The sequence below is a fragment of the Kitasatospora sp. NPDC051853 genome (assembly GCF_044452665.1).
Lineage (GTDB): Bacteria > Actinomycetota > Actinomycetes > Streptomycetales > Streptomycetaceae > Kitasatospora.
The window spans coordinates 547003-566171 of sequence record NZ_JBITBY010000005.1 but is presented as its reverse complement, the minus strand read 5'-3'; the positions used below and the strand labels follow the sequence as shown (position 1 = coordinate 566171).

14 protein-coding genes are annotated in these 19169 nt (G+C 73.1%); 3 read left to right on the top strand and 11 right to left on the bottom strand.

The window, feature by feature from the left end; translation table 11 throughout:
- Positions 1-126: 126 nt before the first annotated feature.
- The 6 genes from ACIA8O_RS18020 to ACIA8O_RS17995 form a co-directional block, all read right to left on the bottom strand.
- Positions 127-996, bottom strand: a complete 870-nt coding sequence (locus ACIA8O_RS18020) for a hypothetical protein (RefSeq protein WP_396294818.1) — start codon at positions 994-996, stop codon at positions 127-129.
- A gap of 96 nt (positions 997-1092) precedes the next feature.
- The gene (locus ACIA8O_RS18015; protein WP_396294817.1) at positions 1093-1539 is read right to left on the bottom strand and encodes a peptidase inhibitor family I36 protein; all 447 of its coding nucleotides are present in this window, start codon (positions 1537-1539) and stop codon (positions 1093-1095) included.
- Between the two features lie 109 nt (positions 1540-1648).
- Entirely contained in the window at positions 1649-2605 is a 957-nt protein-coding gene (locus ACIA8O_RS18010) for a helix-turn-helix domain-containing protein (RefSeq protein ID WP_396294816.1), read from the bottom strand.
- Between the two features lie 184 nt (positions 2606-2789).
- Positions 2790-3653, bottom strand: coding sequence for an MBL fold metallo-hydrolase (locus ACIA8O_RS18005; protein WP_396294815.1), 864 nt, complete (start codon positions 3651-3653; stop codon positions 2790-2792).
- 11 nt (positions 3654-3664) lie between these two features.
- Positions 3665-5107: a SulP family inorganic anion transporter gene (locus tag ACIA8O_RS18000; protein ID WP_396294814.1), complete on the bottom strand. Its 1443-nt coding sequence runs from the start codon at positions 5105-5107 to the stop codon at positions 3665-3667.
- A 169-nt stretch (positions 5108-5276) separates the two neighbouring features.
- On the bottom strand, positions 5277-6626 hold the full coding sequence (locus tag ACIA8O_RS17995) for an MFS transporter (RefSeq protein ID WP_396294813.1): 1350 nt from the start codon (positions 6624-6626) through the stop codon (positions 5277-5279).
- Between the two features lie 130 nt (positions 6627-6756).
- Here ACIA8O_RS17995 and ACIA8O_RS17990 point away from each other — a divergent pair, with 130 nt between their 5' ends.
- Positions 6757-7662 carry a LysR family transcriptional regulator gene (locus ACIA8O_RS17990; RefSeq protein ID WP_396294812.1) on the top strand — a complete coding sequence of 302 codons (906 nt, stop codon included), beginning with the start codon at positions 6757-6759 and terminating at the stop codon, positions 7660-7662.
- Between the two features lie 229 nt (positions 7663-7891).
- On the opposite strand, the gene ACIA8O_RS17985 is transcribed toward ACIA8O_RS17990, so the two are convergent.
- From ACIA8O_RS17985 to ACIA8O_RS17965, 5 genes are all read right to left on the bottom strand, one after another.
- A complete protein-coding gene (locus ACIA8O_RS17985) occupies positions 7892-10909 on the bottom strand; it encodes an alpha-mannosidase (RefSeq protein WP_396294811.1) in 3018 nt (1005 codons plus the stop codon).
- A 24-nt stretch (positions 10910-10933) separates the two neighbouring features.
- On the bottom strand, positions 10934-12205 hold the full coding sequence (locus tag ACIA8O_RS17980; RefSeq protein ID WP_396294810.1) for a glycosyl hydrolase: 1272 nt from the start codon (positions 12203-12205) through the stop codon (positions 10934-10936).
- Entirely contained in the window at positions 12202-13050 is an 849-nt protein-coding gene (locus tag ACIA8O_RS17975; RefSeq protein WP_396294809.1) for a carbohydrate ABC transporter permease, read from the bottom strand. The genes ACIA8O_RS17980 and ACIA8O_RS17975 overlap by 4 nt, the downstream gene beginning before the upstream one ends.
- Positions 13051-13055: 5 nt before the next feature.
- Positions 13056-13928 carry a carbohydrate ABC transporter permease gene (locus tag ACIA8O_RS17970; RefSeq protein WP_396294808.1) on the bottom strand — a complete coding sequence of 291 codons (873 nt, stop codon included), beginning with the start codon at positions 13926-13928 and terminating at the stop codon, positions 13056-13058.
- Between the two features lie 89 nt (positions 13929-14017).
- Complete coding sequence (locus ACIA8O_RS17965; protein ID WP_396294807.1) at positions 14018-15292, bottom strand: extracellular solute-binding protein; 1275 nt, start codon at positions 15290-15292, stop codon at positions 14018-14020.
- Positions 15293-15570: 278 nt separating this feature from the next.
- Here ACIA8O_RS17965 and ACIA8O_RS17960 point away from each other — a divergent pair, with 278 nt between their 5' ends.
- Positions 15571-16596 (top strand): LacI family DNA-binding transcriptional regulator, encoded by a 1026-nt coding sequence (locus ACIA8O_RS17960; RefSeq protein WP_396294806.1) that lies wholly within the window; start codon positions 15571-15573, stop codon positions 16594-16596.
- A 120-nt stretch (positions 16597-16716) separates the two neighbouring features.
- Positions 16717-19140, top strand: coding sequence for a discoidin domain-containing protein (locus tag ACIA8O_RS17955; protein ID WP_396294805.1), 2424 nt, complete (start codon positions 16717-16719; stop codon positions 19138-19140).
- The last annotated feature ends 29 nt before the right edge of the window (positions 19141-19169 follow it).

The following is a 19169-nucleotide window of genomic DNA, read 5'->3' as shown; positions in this document are numbered from 1 at the left end:
CCGGGGGGGGGGGGGGGGGCCGGCGCGGGGGGGGGTCGCGGCGGGGGGGGGGGGGGGGGGGGGGGGGGCGCCCCCCCGGGGGGGGGGCGCCCCCGCCCCCCCCCCCGCCCCCGATGGGACAGGTGGTCAGGGTCGGGCCAGCACGGCGGTGGCCCGGGCCAGGACGGTGTGCTGGCGTTCGGTGGCGGTGCGCAGGGCGGCCGCCCGGCGGTGGATGGCGGCGGTCTGCAGCTCGGTCTCCACGGTGAGCAGGACGGTGGGCAGACGGGTGCTCAGTTTGCAGGCGGCGTCCGCGCGGGCGGTGGCGAGTTCGAGCTCGGTGGGGGCGGGGACGGACCAGCGGGGGTCGTTGTTGGCACGCCAGATGTCGGCGTAGGAGTGGCCGGCCCGCTGCATGCAGCTGCTCCAGGCGGCGGTGGCGGCGGTGTAGCGCGGGTCCTGCTGGGCCTGGGTGAAGGAGTCGGTGCCGATCCGGTTGAGTTCGAGGCTGCCGAGGCTGAACTCGCCGATGCCCAGGCCCCGTCGGGCCTCACCGAGGCAGCCGCCCTCGGGGACGGGGCGGCCGTCGAGTTCGGAGGGGCCGCCCTTGCCGCCGTAGACGGTGAGCATCTCGGGCGTGGTGGCCGGTGCGGGGGCGGCGGGCGGATCGGCCGGCGGGTGGTAGCCGAGGCGGCCCGCCGAGGCCGGGTCCAGGACGCCGTAGCGGCGGGAGTTGGCGGGGGCGTCCGGGACGGGCGGCAGCACGGGGGCGGGCCAGTCGAGGCCGAAGCGGCTCATGCAGCCCCGGGCGAGGCGCTGCTCGGCGAGGATCACCGTCCGCTGCTGGGCGGCGGTCAGCACGTGCGCGTCGAACGGGAGCCGGATGTCGGCGTCCGACCGGACCTCGGCCACCGCGGGAACAGGGGCGGCCCCGTCCGGGGCGGGCGGCGTCGCACGGGCGCAGGCGGTGGCCAGCAGGGGGAGGAGCAGCAGGAGCGCGGCGGAGCGGCGGTGCATGGCAGGACCCTTCTCCGGTACGGTCGGGCGGCACCCGGGGCGGGGCACCTTGCCCGTGCCCCGCTCCGGGTACCGCCGTCGGGTGGTGACGGTGGGTCAGAAGTTGTAGACCGCGCCGCAGGTGTAGCCGAAGCGGTGGGAGTTCATGTTGTCGTTGGCGCTCTTGCCGTTGGGCAGCACGATGCCGCCGAAGTCGGAGACCTGGCCGAAGACCGCGACGGTGAAGCAGGGGCCGGCCCAGCCGGAGTTGTAGTAGACCGCGATCGGCTTGACCTTGTCCCAGTTGTCCAGGCTGCTGACGTTGGTGAGCACGCCGTCGCCCCGGTAGAGCGGGATGCTGGTGCCGTCGTAGGTGACGGCCGCCCAGCTGGAGCGGCTGTTGAAGTCGGTCCGCTTGTAGCCGCTGAAGCCGGCGTCGCTGTAGAGACAGGCGTAGGCGTCCGGGCAGCTGGGGTTGGCGTGGGCGGTGCCGACGCCGACGCCGACACCGGCCACGGTGGTCAGGGCGAGCAGTCCGGCGGCGGCGAGGTTCCTCAGGCGCATGACATTCCGTTCTCGAAGGATGTGGGCGGGGCCGTTCGGCTCCGGGGCCCACCCTCTCCCGGGACGCCGGGGCGGGGCTTGTAAAAATGCGAACCCTGTTGACGGACCGTCAGCCGACCCGCGTGCGGTCGCCGTTGGGGAGCAGGGCGGTGGTGACCTCGCCGGCCAGGCGGTCGGCGGGCTCGGCGCCGAGCTGGCGGCTGCGGTGGGCGAAGAACTGGGAGGGCGTGCAGCCGAGCGTGGCGCGGAACTCCCGCACCAGGTGGGCCTGGTCGAAGTAGCCGCAGTGGGTGGCGATCCGGGCGCCGTCCCGGTCGGTGGAGTCGCGGTACTCGCGCAGGGCGTGCTGGAGCCGGAGCACCCGGGCGCAGCCCTTGGGCGGCAGTCCGACCTGTTCACGGAAGGCGGTCTCCAGCCGGCGGCGGCTCCAGCCGATGGTGTCGGCGAGCTCCTTGACGGACACCTGGCCGTTGGTGCGCCGGAGTTCGCGCCAGGCCCAGTCGACGGCGGAGGTGTACGGGCGGCTGCGGGCCAGCCGGGAGAGCAGGAAGGCGTCCATCACCCGGGCCCGGGCGTCCCAGCCGGGGGCCTCGAAGAGCTGGTCCAGCAGCCGCCGGACGGTGCCGTGGCCGAGGGCGTCGGCCGGGTCGACCCACTGGTTGGTGAGGTCGCCGAGGGCGGGGCCGAAGACGCCGAACGCGGTGCGCGGGGTCATCGAGACGGCGAGGCCGTGCAGCCGTCCGTCGTGCTCGCCGATGGTGCCGGTGCGCCGCATGCCGCCGATCAGCGAGGTGAACGAGGCGGTCCTGGCCGGGTCGACGGCGTCGGTCAGCCGCATCGGGCCGTCGAAGCCGAGCACCATGGTGACCACGGCGGTGGGCACTTCGAGCCGGCGCCGCGGGTGGCGCAGGTCCATCCGGTAGCCGCGGTACTCCAGCACCTGCCCCCGTAGCGCCGCGGCCGGCTGACGGACCGCCAGCTCCCAGCCGCCGCCGTCGACGGAGGTGCCCCAGCTGTTGCCCGCCGCCTTGCCGGTGCCGGTGCCCGCGGCCGCGCTGCTGACCATGTCCGAACCCCCCTGTGCCGGTGCGGGGCGGGCCCGGGTGGTCCGGGTGCCGTCCCGGTCGTTGGTCTGGGCATGGTGGCACGGAGGAACGGGCGGACCGGCGGACTCCGGGGCGCCGGGGGCGAGCTGACGAAGTCCCGGCGGACCTTTTCCGTCGGCCCGCCCCGGCGCTCCGGAGGCCGGGTCAGCGCTGGATCGCGAAGTCCGGGTAGGGGTAGTGGCCCGGCTTGTCGCCGATCTCGTCGATGGCGGTGCGGAGTTGGCGCAGGTGGTCGACGGTGAGTTCGAGGACGTGCTCGTCGGGCTGGTAGGAGGCGAAGTACTGGTGCTCGACGCCCGGGGTGCTGGTCATCTCGATGTGGCAGCCGAGCACGTGGGTGACCGGGTGGGTCTCGGCGAAGGCGATCAGGCGGTCGACGGAGTGGGTGAAGGCCTCCCAGTCCTCGACGTAGAGGCGGCCGGGGTAGACGGTGTCGCCGGTCAGCAGGATGCCGGTGTGCGGGTCGTGGAAGGCGACCGAGGCGGCGTGGTGGCCGGGGATGGCGAAGCAGTTGAGCACCCGGCCGCCGCCGAGGTCCAGCGGGACGGTGGCGGTCGGGTCCTCGGTGAGGCCGAGGAAGGCGAAGGCGGAGTCGCGGTCGGCCTCGACGAGTTCGGTGTCCGGGCGGTCGGCGAACTGCGGGTCGCCGGCCTTGTGGTCGCCGTGGCCGTGGGTGTGCAGGACGAGCAGCCGGTAGCCCTCGCGGGGGTGGGCGGCGAGCCACCGGTCGATCAGGCCGTCCACCGTGGCGCGCAGCGGGAAGTACTCGGGGGAGGCGGTGGCGCCGGTGTCGATCAGGACGGCGCGCTCGGCCCCGAAGAACAGGAAGAGGAAGGGGGCCTCGAAGTTGACGGCCTTGTTCTGACGGAGGATCAGGGTGTGCTCGTCGTACGCGTACACCTGGATGTCCGGGTCGGTGTTGTGCTTGGAGGATTCCGAGCCGTGTATCCACCGGACGTCCAGCGGGAGGGCGGTCGGGGTGCCGTCGTTGAAGGTGATCGTGTCCACGTCGGAGCAAGCTAACGGGCGGCCAGGTGATCGTCCAGTGACTTGTCCGCCCAGGGGGTCAGCGCGGTGCGGCAGGCGTGGTCGAGGTGGCGCAGCTCGCTGAGGTCCAGGCGGACGGGGCGGTCGGCCGGCAGGCGTTCCAGGGTCTCCAGCAGGCGGGGGAGACGGAGGAAGGTGGCGTTCCCGGCCAGCCGCAGGGTGACGCTGCCGTCGCTGTGGTCGGTGACGGACAGGTGGAGGTGGGAGGTCTCCCAGGCGGCCTTGAGGACGGCCAGCAGCAGGCCGAGCAGGACGCCCTCGAAGAGGTTGGTGGCCAGGATCGCGAGCGCGGTGACGGCGAGCACCACGGCCTCGCCGCGGTGCGAACGCCACAGCGGTACAAGGGCCTTGAGGGGCAGGAGCTTGGCTCCGGCGTGCACCAGGACGCCGGCCAGGGCGGCCAGCGGGATCAGGGTGAGGGCGGCGGGGAGCAGGGCGGCGAAGAGCAGCAGCCACAGGCCGTGCAGGACGCGGGAGGCCTTGGTGCGGGCGCCGGCCTGGACGTTGGCGGCGCTGCGGACGATGACGGCGGTCATCGGGAGGGCGCCGAGCAGGCCGCAGACGGTGTTGCCGGCGCCCTGGGCGAGGAGTTCCTTGTCGTACCGGGTGGGTGGTCCGTCGTGCAGGCGGTCCACGGCGGCGGCGCTGAACAGGCTCTCGGCGGAGGCGATCAGCGCGAAGGCCAGCACCGTGCCGAGCACGTCGATCCGGCCGAGCAGCGCGAACTCCCCGGCGCCGGGCGGGTGGACGGCCTCCAGCAGGCCGGAGACCCGGACCCGGGCGACGTCCAGGCCCAGCCCCCAGACGGTCAGCGAGGCGAACGCGACGGCGGCCAGCGGGGCGGGCACCAGGCGGAAGCGGGGCGGCAGGTGCGGCCAGAGCAGCAGGACCGAGACGGTGCCGCAGCCGAGCGCGGCGGCGGTGAGGGCGCCGGGGGAGGAGGCGGTGGAGACCAGCAGCCGGGGCAGGCCGGCCAGGTTGGCCAGGCCGTGGCCGGGGGCCGGGGTGTCGGTGAGGGCGTAGAGCTGTCCGGAGATCAGCACCAGGCCGATGCCGGCCAGCATGCCCTGCACCACGGCCACCGAGATGGCCCGGAAGGCACGGCCGAACTTCAGCGCACCCATGGTGAGTTGGAGCAGGCCGGCGGCGAGCGTGAGCACCCCGAGGGCGGCGAGGCCGAAGGTGCGGACGGCCTCCAGCACCAGCACGGTGAGGCCGGCGGCGGGGCCGGAGACCTGGAGGCTGCTGCCGGGCAGCAGGCCGGTCAGCAGACCGCCCACGATGCCGGTGACCAGGCCGAGTTCGGCGGGGACGCCGGAGGCCACGGCCACGCCGACGCAGAGGGGGAGGGCCACCAGGAAGACGACCAGGGAGGCGGCGAGGTCCTGCCGCAGGAGGACGGGACGACGGGGCATCGAGTCCCTCTCAGTGTCTTGACGATGCGTCAAGAATGAGTAAAACAACATGGTCGGACCGGTAGCAGAGTACTTCGGGGGCGCACGGCTGCACCCGCGCCGGGCCCGGTGAAGGGCGCGTGCGCGGGCGTCCGGCCGGGCCGGGCGGCGCGGCCGCCGGGCGGTGCGGTCAGGAGCGGCGCAGCTGGGACAGGGCGGCCGTGCCGAGGACCAGGACCACGACGGCCACCACCCGGTAGCCCCCGGCCAGGCCCTCGCTCAGCGGCCCGGTGGAGATCGCGGTGCCGACCACGGCCACCCCGAGCGCGCTGCCCAGCTCCCGGGTGGAGCTGTTGATCCCGGAGCCCAGGCCGGCCTGCTGCGGCGGCAGCGCGGCCATGATCCCGGCCGAGAGCGGCGGGGTGGCCAGGCCCGCGCCGCAGGCCATCAGCACCATGTACACGGCGTAGAGCGGGTACGGCGTGGCGGGGCCGGTGGTGGAGAGCAGCAGCAGACCCGCCAGCAGGCTCCCGAACCCGGCGGCGACCACCGGGAACCGGCCGAAGCGGGCCGCCAGCGCGGCGGCGCGCCGGGAGACCACCAGCATGCCGACCGCCAGCGGCAGCACGCCGAAGCCGGTGGCCAGCACCGAGAAGCCCTTCACCTGCTGGAGGTACTGCGCGTTGACGTAGAAGAGGGCGAACATCCCGAAGAAGACCGCGCCGATCCCCAGCGCGCCGGCCCGGACGGCCGGGAGGCGGAACAGCCGCGGGTCCAGCATCGGGTGCGCGCACCGGAGTTCGTACCAGGTGAAGCCGGCCAGCAGCAGTGCGGCGGCGGCCAGGCTGAGCAGCACGGCGGGCGAGCCCCAGCCCTGTGCCGGGCCCTCGATCACGCCGTGCAGCAGGGCGACGAAGCCGAGCACCAGCAGCACGCTGCCCACCGGGTCCTGCCGGGTGCCGCGCAGCGGGGTGACCGGGACGACGACGGCCACCAGGGCGAGCAGCAGCAGGGCGATCGGCGCGGCGGCCCAGAACAGCGACTGCCAGGGCAGGAGTTGGAGCAGCACACCGCCGCCGACGTTGCCCAGCACCCCGGCCAGGCCGGTCATCGAGGCCCAGGTGGCGATCGCCTGCGGGCGCTCGGCGGGCGGGAAGACGTGCACGATCACGGACAGGGTGGCGGGCAGGATCAGCGCCGCGCCCGCGCCCATCACGGCCCGGCCGGCGATCAGCAGCGGGACGGAGGAGCCCAGCGCGCAGAGCAGCGCGCCGAGGGCGAAGACGGCGAGGCCGGAGAGCATGGTGCGCTTGTGGCCGTAGTGGTCACCGGCGACCCCGGCCGGTATCAGCAGTCCGGCGAAGACGATGACGTAGGAGTCGACGATCCAGAGCAGTTGGGTGGCGTCGGGGTGCAGCGCGCTCGCGGCGATCGGCGGCACGGCCAGGTTGATGGCGGCCACCATGGCGATGGTCAGCACCACGCAGGCGCAGAGCAGGGCGAGCACGCGCTTCGGCCGGTGGGCGGTGGTCGTGGGCACGGACGCTCCGGGCTCATGGAGGAGTTGGGATGGCATGGGCCCAGGCTAGGAAGCGCGGATACTTGCGTTCAAGTGCAAAGATGGCAAGGAAGAGTTGCACCGGACGCAAGTGTGGGGAGCGGTGGGCGGGATGGCCGAGCTGGACCTGAACCTGCTGGTGGCGCTGGACGCGCTGCTGGAGGAGGAGAGCGTGACCGGCGCGGCCGAACGCCTGCACCTCTCGGTGCCGGCCATGAGCCGCACCCTGGGGCGGCTGCGCAAGGCCCTGGGCGATCCGGTGCTGGTCCGCTCCGGGCGTGCGATGGTCCCCACGCCCCGGGCGGTGGCGCTGCGCGCGCGGGTGCACGGGGTGCTGGCCGAGGCGCAGGCCCTGTTCGCCCCGGACGGGGCACCCGACCCGGCCACCCTGACGGGCAGTCACAGCCTGCTCGCCCACGACGAGATCGTCCACTCGCTCGGGGCCGGGCTGCTCGCCTCGGTGGGGCGGCTGGCGCCGGGGCTCACCCTGCGGTTCCTGGCGGAGCCCCCGACCGACAGCGACCTGCTGCGGCGCGGCGAGGTCGCGCTGGAGATCGGCGTGATCGCGGACCCCCCGCCGGAGACCCGGGTGGAACGGCTGCTGACGGACCGTCTGGTCGGCGTGGTCCGGGACGGCCACCCGCTGGCCTCCGGCCGGGTCAGCGCCCGCCGCCTCGCCGCGTCCCGGCACCTGTCGGTCTCCCGGCGCGGCCGCCTCACCGGCCCGCTCGACCACGCCCTGGCCGAGGCCGGCCTGGCCCGGACGGTGGCGGCCACGGTGCCCACCTTCGCGGCGGCGCTGCTGCTGCTCCGTGAGACCGACCTGGTCGGCATGGTCCCCGAACGCCTCTGCCGCCGCACGGTCGACTCGCTCGGCCTGCGGACCTTCCCCGTCCCGGTGGACCTGCCCGACCTGCCGATCGCGATGGCCTGGCACCCCCGCTACGAACTCGACGGCGCCCACGCCTGGTTGCGCGGCCAGGTCCGCGAGGTCGCGGAGACGTACGCCCCGCGGTGAAAGTGGTCACACCAGGGGCGCGGGGCTGTGTTGATGTGCGGCTCCGCCGCGTGGGCGCGCGGTGGTGGTTACCCCAGGGGCGCGGGGAACTGCGCGAATCGGAAGGCGACGACCCGTGTACCGGGTACGGAGAATCACTTGCACGTGAGTGTCCGTACCCGGCGCACGGGTCAGCTTCTTCCGCAGCGCGCAGTTCCCCGCGCCCCTGAGGCCGCTGCCCTGCCGGGCGTCAGCGGGCCAGCCGCAGGGTCACCAACTCGAAGGGCCGAAGCCGCAGTTCGACCGCGTCGCCGTCGGCCGCGGCGTCACCCGTCGGCCGCTCCAGCAGGTCGCAGCGCTGTACCCCGGCCAACGGGAAGCCGGTGGTGAGGCGGGCGGTGGCCCGGGTGCCGTGGGCCTCGTAGAGGCGGACCACCACGTCGCCGCTGCCGTCGTCGGCCAGCTTGACGGCGCTGAGCACCACGGACTCCTGATCCACCGTCACCAGCGGCGCCACCCCCGCCGCCGCGCCGGTGACCCGCCGCTCCGGCAGGTTGATCCGGTATCCCTCGCGGACCGCGTCGCCCACCGTGGCGCCCGGGGCCAGGGCGTGCTGGAAGCGGTGCGGGCCCTGGTCGGTGTGCGGGTCGGGGAAGCGCGGGGCGCGCAGCAGCGAGACCCGGACGGTGGTCGTGGTGCCGTGGTCCTCGGGGCGCACCGTCCGGGTGACGTCGTGGCCGTAGGTGGAGGCGGTGACCAGGGCCACGCCCCAGTCCGGCTCGCCCAGGTGGAGGAAGCGGTGGTTGCAGGCCTCGAACTTGGCCGCCTCCCAGCTGGTGTTGGTGTGGGTGGGCCGGTACAGGTGGCCGAACTGGGTCTCGGCCGCGTACCGCTCGGTGTGCAGGTCCAGCGGGAAGGCGGCCTTGAGGAACTTCTCGGTCTCGTGCCAGTCCACCTCGGTGTCCAGGTCGAGCCGCCGGGCCCCGGCGGCCAGGGTGAGGGTCTGCACCACGGTGGACGAGCCGAAGGAGCGGCTCACCCGGACGGAGACCAGGCCCGGGGAGTCGGCGGCGACCTCCAGTGAGTCCAGCATGGTGAGGTCGGTGCCGGTGTTGCGGTAGAACTGGTCCACGTCCCAGGCGTCCCACATGTTCGGGAAGTCCGGGTGGAGTTGGAGCAGGTTGGCCGCGGCGCCGGGCGCCACCGCCTCCCGGCCGGTGGCCTCGTCCAGCACCGAGACGACCAGGCCGCGCCCGTCCACCTCGACCGTCAGCAGGCCGTTGGCGAGCCGGAAGCCACCGCCGGCCCGCTCCGCCACCGAGCAGCCCGGGACGGCGGCCGCCATCCCGCCGGCCCCGGCCGCGACGCCCGAGCGCCCGTGCGGTGCGGCGTTGAAGACCAGCTCGGCGGTGCCCTCACCGGCCAGCGCGGCCAGTGCCCCGTCGATGATCCCGGTCAGCTCGGCGGCCACCGCCGCGTACGTGGCCTCGGCCTCCCGGTGCACCCAGGCGATCGAGGAGCCGGGCAGGATGTCGTGGAACTGGTGCAGCAGCACCGTCTTCCAGATCCGGTCCAACTCCTGGTAGGGGTAGGGGAGTCCGGCCCGGACGGCGGCGGTCGCGGCCCACAGTTCGGCCTCCCGCAGCAGGTGCTCGCTGCGCCGGTTGCCCTGCTTGGTGCGGGCCTGGCTGGTCAGGGTGGCGCGGTGCAGTTCGAGGTAGAGCTCGCCGACCCAGACCGGCGGGGCCGGGTACTCGGCCTCGGCCTTGGCGAAGAACTCGGCGGGGCGCTCCCAGCGGACCTTGGGCGAGCCCTCCAGGTCGCGCAGCCGGGCCGCCTTGCCGACCATCTCGCGGGTGGTGCCGCCTCCGCCGTCGCCCCAGCCGGTCGGCGCGATGGAGTGCCTGGCCCGGCCCTTGTCCTTGAAGTTCCGTGCGGCGTGGGCGATCTCGCGCCCGAGCATGGAGCAGTTGTAGGTGTCGACGGGCGGGAAGTGGGTGAAGATCCGGGTGCCGTCCAGGCCCTCCCAGAGGAAGGTGTGGTGCGGGAAGGTGTTGACCTGGCTCCAGGAGATCTTCTGGGTGAGCAGCCACTTGGAGCCGGCCGCCTTGATGATCTGCGGCAGCCCGGCGGCGAAGCCGAAGGTGTCCGGCAGCCAGGCCTCCTCGTTCTCGATCCCGAACTCGTCCAGGAAGAACCGCTTGCCGTGGACGAACTGACGGGCCATCGCCTCGGAGCCGGGCATGTTGGTGTCCGACTCCACCCACATGCCCCCGGCCGGGACGAACCGCCCCTCGGCCACCGCCTTCTTCACCCGGGCGTAGACCTCGGGGCGGTGCTCCTTGATCCAGGCGTACTGCTGGGCCTGGGACATGGTGTAGACGAACTCGGGTTCGTCCTCCAGTAGGGCGGTCATGTTGGCGGTGGTGCGGGCCACCTTGCGCACCGTCTCGCGCAGCGGCCAGAGCCAGGCCGAGTCGATGTGCGCGTGGCCGACCGCGCTCAGCAGGTGGGCGGTGGGTTCGGCGGGGGAGGCGAGCACCGTCTCCAGTTCCGAACGGGCCGCTGCGGCGGTGGAGTTGACGTCCTGGAGGTCGAGCGCGTCCAGGGCCCGCTCGACCGCCCGCAGGATCTCCCAGCGGCGGGCGCCCTCCACCGGCAGCTCGGCCATCAGCTCGCCGAGCACCTCCAGGTCGAGCACCAGCTCGTGGACGGTCCGGTCGAAGACGGCGAGGTCGAGCCGGGCGAGCCGGTACTGCGGCTCGGCGCCGGCCGTCTCCTTCTCGCCCAACTCGGTGGGCAGGAAGGGGTGGTAGTCCAGGATCACCGGGTTGGAGGCGGCCTCCACGTGCAGCAGCACCTCCTCCCCGCCGACGGCCGGGTCGGCGATCCTGACCCACTGGTTGCGCGGGTTGAGCCCCTTCACCGGGGTGCCGTCGGGCCGGTAGACCAGGCCCTCGCACTGGAAGCCGGGCATGTTGGCGTCGAAGCCCAGGTCGATCAGCGCCTCCACGGTCCGGCCCGCCCAGGCGGCCGGGACGGTGCCGCTGACGGTCAGCCAGCTGGTGCCCCAGGGGGCGCCCCAGCGGTCACCGGCGGCCACCGGGGTGCGGGGCGCGGCGATGCCCTCGGCCACCGGGACCGGCTCGTCCGGGGCGGTCCAGATCCCGGCGGTCAGCGGCACGCTCTCCGGGTACACCGCCGGGCGGACGCGCTCCTCCAGGACGCGCTTGAGCCGGGCTTCGACAAGGCTGCGGTCGTCGTGCATGGGGTGAGGGCTCCCTGGGTGTGGTCAGAGGACGTCGTCGACTGTGAGGATCTCGGTGATGCCGCGCGCGGCCAAGTGGGCCCGGTCCTCGGCGTGTTCGATCAGCAGGGCGGTCGGCCGGGCGCCGTCGGCGGCCAGCCGGGCGAAGGCCTCGAAGTACGGCCCGCCGGGGGCGCAGACCGAGCGCTTGGGCGCCTCCCGTTCGCCCCCCACGTCCAGCACCAGGGCGGTGCCCCGCGGGGCCGGGGGCCGCCAGCCGGCCCGGGCCTCGGCGACCGCGGCGGCCAGCGCGAGGCCGGCCGGCTTGGGCCGCCGGTCGTTGGTCAACAGGCCGAGGGTGTACTCGAGTTCGGGGAAGTCCGCGAGCGAGCGGCTGACGTCGTGGGAGCACCACCAGGTGACGCCCCACAGGTCCGGGCAGTCCAGCGCGGCGGCCACCGTGGCGGCGGTGAAGCGGTCGGCCTGCCCGGCCGGGACGTGCGGGGCGGGGGCGCCGACCTCCTGGAGCCAGATCGGCCGGGCGGGGTCGTCCGCCCAGGCCTTGGCCAGCTCGATCAGGTAGGCGGCGTGGCCGGTGGTGGCGGGGGCGTCCGGGCCGTGCCGCTGGGCGGTGCCGTTGAAGACCCAGGAGTGCACGGCGGTGGCGCCGCCGATCCGGGCCGCCTGGCCGGGGGTGAAGGGGTGGTCGTCCTGGTAGTAGGCGGCGTCGTACTCGGCGTGCACGTGCAGCCTCCCCGGGGCGCCGCGCTCGCAGGCGGCCAGCATCCGGTCCAGCCACCGCTCGGCCTGCCGGGGGGTGATCGGGTCCGGGTCGGGATGCGGGCCGGAGGAGAACTGGTTGATCTCGTTGCCCACCGTCATGCCGAGGAAGTTCGGCCGGCCGGCCAGCGCGGCGGCCAGGGTGCGCAGGTACTCCTCCTGGGCCGCCGTCACCTCCGGGTCGGTGAAGATGTTCCGCCGGTGCCAGGTCTGGGTCCAGGCGGGCAGGAAGTCGAAGCTGGACAGGTGGCCCTGGAGGCCGTCCACCGCCACATCCAGCCCGCGTTCGGCGGCCGCGTCCACCAGGTCGGCCAGCTGCTCGACGGCGCGCGGGCGGATCAGGGTGCGGTTGGGCTGGAACAGCGGCCAGAGCGGGAAGACCCGCAGGTGGTCCAGCCCGAGCGCGGCGATCGAGTCCAGGTCCGCCCGGACGGCGCCCGGGTCGTAGTCCAGCCAGTGGTGGAACCACCCTTCGCTCGGTGTGTAGTTGACGCCGAAGCGCGGGACGGCTGTCGGCACGGCAGTTGACCTGGTCAACCCTTCACTGCTCCTTCCTCGACCCCGCGGAAGAAGAACCGCTGGAGGGTGGCGAAGACGACGACGATCGGGAGGAAAGCGATCATGGTCCCGGCGGCGATCAGCCGGGGGTTGGCGCTGAACGTGCCGTTCAGGTACTGGAGCCCGACGGTGAGGGTGTACTTCTGCGGGTCGTTCAGCACGATCAGCGGCCAGAGGAAGTCGTCCCAGGCGCCGATGAAGGTGAAGATCACCACCACGCTGAGCATCCCGCGCACGTTCGGCAGTCCGACGTGCCACAGCCGCTGCCACACGTTGGCGCCGTCCACCAGCGCGGCCGCGTCCAACTCCGGTGGCACGGCGGCGAAGGCGGTGCGCATCAGCAGCACGTTGAGCATCGCCAGCGCGCCGGGCAGCGCCACCCCGAGCAGGGTGTCGGCCAGGCCGAGGCCGCGCACGGTGACGTACTGGGAGACGATGGTGACCTCGCCCGGCAGGATCAGGGTGGCCAGGAAGAGGCCGAGCAGCAGCCGGGCGCCGCGGAAGCGCAGCCGGGCCAGTGCGAAGCCGGCCAGGGTGGCGCCGACCGCGTTGCCGAACACCGCGACGGCGGCCACCAGCAGGGAGTTGGCGGCGTAGGTCCAGACCGGGATGGTGTCGGCGACGGCCCGGTAGTTCTCCAGCGTCGGGTGCTGAGGGAGGAAGGCCGGGGTGCGGGTGTAGATGTCCTCGGCCGGGCCCTTGAGCGAGGTGGAGAGCTGCCAGAGGAAGGGGCCGACGGTCAGCAGCAGGACGAGCAGCAGCAGCGCGTAGCGGACGGCGTTCCCGGACGGGGAGGGCGAGTTGAAGCCGCGTCGGGTGGGCATCGTGGTCAGGCCGCCTTCCGGTTGAGCCGGGTCAGCAGCAGCATCGGCGCCAGGGTGATGGCGAAGAGCAGCAGACTGAGCGCGGAGGCGTACCCGAGGTGGCCGGTGAAGCCGCGGCTGTACATCTGGATCAGCATCACCACGGACATGTCGCGCCCGCCCGGGCCGCCGGTGCCGTTGGAGAGCACGTAGAGCTCGGAGAAGACCCGTAGCGCGGAGACCGAGATCAGCACCGAGACCAGCAGCATGGTCGGCCGCACCCCGGGCAGGGTGACGTGCCAGAACCGGCGCGGCGCGGAGGCCCCGTCCACGGCGGCCGCCTCGTGCAGCTCGCGGCCGACGTTCGCCAGCGCGGAGAGGTAGATGACCATGTAGTACCCGAGGCCCTTCCAGACCGTCAGGGCGATGGCGCTGAGCAGCAGCAGCCAGCGGTCGGTGAGGAAGGGGACGGGGGCGGTGACCACCCCGAGCTGCTGGGCCAGGCCGTTGACCACACCCCGGTCGTCCAGCACCCAGCCCCAGATCAGCGCGACCACCACGGCGGAGGCGATCACGGGGGTGTAGAAGGCGGTGCGGAAGAAGGTGATGCCGGGGAGGCGGTGCTGCACCAGCAGGGCGAGCAGCAGCGGGAGCAGGGTGAGGAGCGGGAGGCAGACCAGCAGGTAGACGATGCTGTTGACCAGCGCGTCGGTCAACTGGTCGTCGCTGAGGGCCCGTCGGTAGTTGGCGAGGCCGGTGAAGTGCCCGCCGCCGAGCGGCTTGGCGTTGGTGAAGGAGAGCACCACCGTGTTGAGGGTGGGCCAGAGGTTGAAGACCGCCAGCCAGACCACGGCGGGGCCGGCCAGCAGCCAGGGGGTGAACCAGCGGCGGTGGGTCATCCGTTCCTTCCTGGGGCCGGGGCGGAGCCGGGACGCGTGGGGGTGCGGCCCGGCTCCGCCGGCTGCGACGACTGGAAATTGGCGAGGGGTCAGTTCTTCAGCAGCTGGTTGCAGCGGGCCACCGCGGTGTCCAGGGCGGCCTGGGAGGTGGTGTCCCCGCTGATCGCCAGGGCGATCTGCTGGTTGATGACGTCGCTCATCGCGTCCTGCACCTGGACGGGCTGGAGCATCTTGGCCCGGGCGAGGGAGGTGAAGGCGATCACCTTGGCGTCGCTCGCGTTGGTGCCGTCGCTCTTGGCGAAGTACGGGTCGCCCGCCGAGGCCTTGGTGGAGGGGAAGATGCTGGTCAGGTGGGCGAACTTCGCCTGGTTCTCCGGGCTGGTGACCCAGCGGGCCAGCGCGATCGCGGCCGGGGCGTTCTTGGTGGACTTCGCCACCGAGACGCCCTGGACGTAGAGCGGCGGGGTGCCGAAGGCGGCGGAGGGCACCACCTTGGGGGCGAGCGTCGGGTTGTCGGTGGCCAGCGAGGTGATCAGGTTGCCGCCGCCGGTGGTCCAGGCGACGGTGCCGGCGGTGAAGAGCTTGGAGTTCCCCGCGTACTTGTCGGTCAGCACGTCGCGCGGCAGCAGGCCCTCCTTGAAGGCGGACCGGTACTTGTCCAGCAGCGCGGCGGCCTGCGGGGTGTTGAAGGTGAAGCTCTTGCCGTCGGCGGCCATGATCGGCACGCCCTCGTTGGCCAGGTCGCCGAGGCCCGGCTTGCGGCTCATCAGGTAGGCGTCGGCGCCCGCCTTCTCCTTGAACACCCGTGCCTGGGCGATGAGTTCGTCCAGGGTGGTGGGGAGTTTCTTCGGGTCGAGGCCGTACTTGGCGAGCAGTTCGGAGTTCCAGTAGTTGACGTCGGTGTTGAGGTACCACGGGTAGCCGTAGGCGCCGTCCTGGCCGGGGAAGCGGTAGGCGTCGATGCCGCCGGCCACGTACTCCCCGGTCAGCTTGGGGTCGGACTTGGCGAGGTCCAGCAGCAGGCCCTGCTTGGCGAGCGGGAGGGCGAAGTCGGGCGGGAGGTTGACCACGTCCGGCAGCGTGCCGCCCGCGGCCTGGCTGAGCACCTTGTCCGAGTACCCGTCGCCCGGCTGGTCCAGCCACTCGACCTCGGTGCCGGGGTACTGCTTCCGGAAGCCGTCGATCACCTCCTGCACGTAGGCGGTGAACTTGGGCTTCAGCGCCCAGGTCTGCAGCGAGACCTTGCCCTTGACCTCGCCGCCGACGGCGGTGTCCGCACTCGTGCTGTCGTCGCTGAGGCCGCAGCCGGTCAGTGCCGTGGTGGCGAGCACGGCGGTGGCCAGTGCCGCACGGATTCGTCTCATGAGGGTCCGGTGTCCGTCCTGCCGAGGGGTGGAAGAGGAGCTTGCAGAGGCCGGCCGGCAATCGGGGGGCAGCGTCGCGACGCCGGGGCACGCACCTCGCCGGCTTCTCGTCGGTCGCCGATGCTCCGCATGGACTCCCTCCTCGGCGCCGCCGAGCCACGCACCCCAACGCCGCTCCTTCACCTGCCCCCCGATTGCCGGTCGACCTAAACCGGTCTAGTGACGTCGGGGAGCATGCTCCTGGCTAGACTCCGGTGTCAAGAGAGAGGTCAGGTTCGATGGGCAGACCGACGATTGCCGACATCGCCCGCGAGGCGGGGGTCTCCAAGGGCGCGGTCTCGTTCGCGCTGAACGGACGGCCGGGGGTGAGCGAGGCCACCAGGCAGCGCATCCTCGCGGTGGCGGAGCGGATGAACTGGCGTCCGCACAGCGCCGCGCGGGCGCTCGGCGGGGCCCGGGCCGGGGCGGTCGGGCTGGTGATCGCGCGGCCGGCCCGGACCATCGGGGTGGAGCCGTTCTTCGCCCAGCTGCTGTCGGGCCTGCAGGCCGGGCTCTCCGCCCGCTCGGTGGCGCTGGAGCTGATGGTGGTCGAGGACACCGCGGCCGAGACCGAGGTCTACCGCCGCTGGGCCTCCGAGCACCGGGTGGACGGCCTGGTGGTGGTCGACCTCCAGACCAGGGACCGCCGGATCGCCGTGCTGGAGGAACTCGCCCTGCCCACCGTGGTGTTGGGCGGCCCCGGCGGCCACGGCACGCTCTCCAGCGTCTGGGCCGACGACCGCGAGGCGATGCTCTCGATCGTGGACTACCTGGCCGCCCTCGGGCACCGCCGGATCGCCCACCTGGCCGGCCTGCCGGCCTTCCAGCACACGCAGCGCCGGATCAGGGCCGTGCGGGACGCGGCCAAGCGGCTCGGCCTGGAGGCGGTCTCGGTGCCCACCGACTTCAGCGACGCCGAGGGCGCGGCGGCCACCCGGGCGCTGCTGGCCAGGCCGGCCCGGCCGACCGCGCTGGTCTACGACAGCGACGTGATGGCGCTGGCCGGGCTGGGCGTGGCGGCCGAGATGGGCGTCTCGGTGCCCGGCGAGCTCTCGGTGGTCTCCTTCGACGACTCGGTGCTGACCCGGGTGGTCCACCCCGCGCTCACCGTGCTGACCCGGGACACCTTCGCGCTCGGCGAGCAGGTGGCCCGCACCCTGCTCTCGGCCGTGGACGAACCGGGCCGGCAGGTGGTGCTGCAGATGCCCACGCCACGCCTGGTGGTCCGGGAGAGCACGGCGGTCTGCGCACCCGAGCGCTCTTGACAGGAACAGCTAAAGCGATTTAGGTTCCCGCCCAGCCCGGCCGCACGCCCTCGCCGCCGGGCCACAGCGCCATCCGCACCCCACCCTCTCGGCGTCCCCGCGCCGGAACGGAGCACTCGGATGAGACGAACCCTCCTGCCCCTGCTGCTCAGCGCCGCCCTCGGCAGTGCCGCACTGGCCGTACCCGCGGCGGCCGACGCGGCCCCGGTGGCGGCCGCCGCCGGGAACCAGCCCTACGCGTCCTACTGGCACCCCAGCACCATCCTGACCTGGGACCCGGCCACCGACCCGGACGCCCGCTTCAACCGCTCCAAGGTGCCGCTCCAACCCCGGGTCTCCGACCCGCAGTTGAAGGCCAACCCGAACGCCAGGGCGGGCGAGGGCAAGGTGGTCTCGCTGGTCTCCTTCGGGCCCACCTCCAACAACCCCTCCCAGGGCTCCGCCACCACGAACTACTACGCCTTCAGCCACTGGCAGTACGTCGACACCCTGGTGTTCTGGGGCGGCTCCGCCTCCGAGGGCCTGATCCTGGCCCCCAACTCCACCGTGATCGACGCCGCCCACCGCAACGGCGTCAAGGTCTACGGCACCGTCTTCTTCCCGCCCGCCGCCTACGGCGGCCAGCTCCAGTGGGTGCGCGACTTCGTGCAGAAGTCCGGCTCCACCTATCCCGTCGCCGACAAGCTGGTGCAGGTCGCCCAGCAGTACGGCTTCGACGGATGGTTCGTCAACCAGGAGACCGGCGGCGGCGATTCGACCCTGGCGACCGAGGTGCGCAACACCATGCGCTACGCCAGGTCCAAGGGCGCCGTCGACTTCATGTGGTACGACGCGATGACCGAGGGCGGCTCGGTGAGCTGGCAGAACGCCCTCACCTCGGCCAACGACGCCTTCCTCCAGGAGGGCGCCCAGCGCACCTCCGACTCGATGTTCCTGAACTTCAACTGGAGCTCCTCGGGCCTCAACTCCTCGAAGAACCTGGCCCGTTCGCTCGGCCGCACCGAGTACGAGCTCTACTCCGGCATCGACACCGAGGCCAACGGCTACAACACCTCGGTGGACTGGGCCTCGCTCTTCCCGGCCGGGCAGCCGCACACCACCTCGCTCGGCCTCTACCGCCCCGAGTGGACGTACAACTCCTCCGGTTCCCGGGCCGACTCGCACGCCCGCGAGGCCCGCTACTGGGACGGTGCCAACGGCGACCCGTCCAACACCACCACCTCCTCGTCCTGGAAGGGCCTGGCCACCTACGTGCCGGAGTCCTCCCCGGTCACCGCCAAACCCTTCGTCACCTCCTTCAACGGAGGCCAGGGCGACTTCTGGAACTCGGCCGGGGCACAGGTGAGCCCGACCGGCTGGAACAACCTCTCGCTCCAGGACGTCCCGCCCACCTACCGCTGGCTGGTCTCCTCCACCGGCAGCAAGCTCACCCCCTCGGTCGACTTCACCGACGCCTACGAGGGCGGCTCCTCGCTGCGCCTGACCGGCAGGCTGGACGCCGTCAACACCCTGCGTCTCTACCAGACCCGCCTGCCGGTGGCCGCCGACACCAAGCTCTCGGTGGTGCTGAAGACCCCGGCCGCCGGAGCCGCCGGCCTCAAGGCGGCGGTGGCCTTCACCGACGCCCCCACCACCTTCGTCCCGCTCGACCTCGGCGCCACCACCGGCACCGGCTGGGAACGCAAGACCCTGGACCTGTCGGCCCACGCCGGACGGACCATCGCCCAGCTCGGCCTCCAGGTCACCGGCAGCGCCACCTCCTACGATGTGAAGGTGGGTCAGCTCGCGGTCTACGACGGTGCGGTGGACGCCCCCGCGGCGCCCTCCGGCCTGACGGTGCTCGGCTCCACCGACGTCTCCGCCTCGCAGAAGTCGCTGCGCCTGGCCTGGACGGCCTCCTCCGGCGGCGCCCCCGTGCACCACTACGAGGTGTACCGGCGCAACGCCGACGGCAGCCGCGCCCTGCTCGGCGCGACCCCGAACGACGCGCTGTTCGCGCCCCGGCTGGACCGGGCCGGCACCGAGACCACCACCACCCTGGAGGTGGAGGCGGTCTCCACCGAGTACGGCCGCTCGGGTGCCGCCACCACCACGGTGAGCTGGAGCGGCACCACCCCGCAGACCAACCTCGCCCTCAACCGTCCCGCCACCGCCTCGGGCACCTGCAACGCCAACGAGGGCCCGGCCAAGGCCGTCAACGGCAGCGTCACCGGCGGCAACAGCGACAAGTGGTGCACCCTCACCAGCAGCAAGTGGCTGGAGGTGGACCTCGGCGCCGCCAAGCCGCTCTCCGGCTTCGTGGTCAAGCACGCGGGCGCGGGCGGCGAGAGCGCGGGCTACAACACCCGCGACTTCACCGTCCAGGTCCGCAACGCCACCACCGACCCCTGGAGCACCGCCGTCACGGTGACCGGCAACACCGCCGGCACCACCACCCACCCCGTCAACCTCACCGCCCGGTACGTCCGGCTGGTGGTGACCAAGCCGACCCAGAGCACCGACCCGGCCGCCCGGATCTACGAGTTCGAGGCCTGGGGCTCCTGATGCCCCGTCCGCTTCCGAGGTGACGAGAG

Coding starts and splice junctions, on each gene's coding strand:
- ACIA8O_RS18010 (WP_396294816.1), bottom strand. CDS start 2,605: ATGGTCAGCAGCGCGGCCGCGGGCACCGGCACCGGCAAGGCGGCGGGC.
- ACIA8O_RS18015 (WP_396294817.1), bottom strand. CDS start 1,539: ATGCGCCTGAGGAACCTCGCCGCCGCCGGACTGCTCGCCCTGACCACC.
- ACIA8O_RS17965 (WP_396294807.1), bottom strand. CDS start 15,292: ATGAGACGAATCCGTGCGGCACTGGCCACCGCCGTGCTCGCCACCACG.
- ACIA8O_RS17990 (WP_396294812.1), top strand. CDS start 6,757: ATGGCCGAGCTGGACCTGAACCTGCTGGTGGCGCTGGACGCGCTGCTG.
- ACIA8O_RS17985 (WP_396294811.1), bottom strand. CDS start 10,909: ATGCACGACGACCGCAGCCTTGTCGAAGCCCGGCTCAAGCGCGTCCTG.
- ACIA8O_RS17970 (WP_396294808.1), bottom strand. CDS start 13,928: ATGACCCACCGCCGCTGGTTCACCCCCTGGCTGCTGGCCGGCCCCGCC.
- ACIA8O_RS18020 (WP_396294818.1), bottom strand. CDS start 996: ATGCACCGCCGCTCCGCCGCGCTCCTGCTGCTCCTCCCCCTGCTGGCC.
- ACIA8O_RS17975 (WP_396294809.1), bottom strand. CDS start 13,050: ATGCCCACCCGACGCGGCTTCAACTCGCCCTCCCCGTCCGGGAACGCC.
- ACIA8O_RS17960 (WP_396294806.1), top strand. CDS start 15,571: ATGGGCAGACCGACGATTGCCGACATCGCCCGCGAGGCGGGGGTCTCC.
- ACIA8O_RS18000 (WP_396294814.1), bottom strand. CDS start 5,107: ATGCCCCGTCGTCCCGTCCTCCTGCGGCAGGACCTCGCCGCCTCCCTG.
- ACIA8O_RS17955 (WP_396294805.1), top strand. CDS start 16,717: ATGAGACGAACCCTCCTGCCCCTGCTGCTCAGCGCCGCCCTCGGCAGT.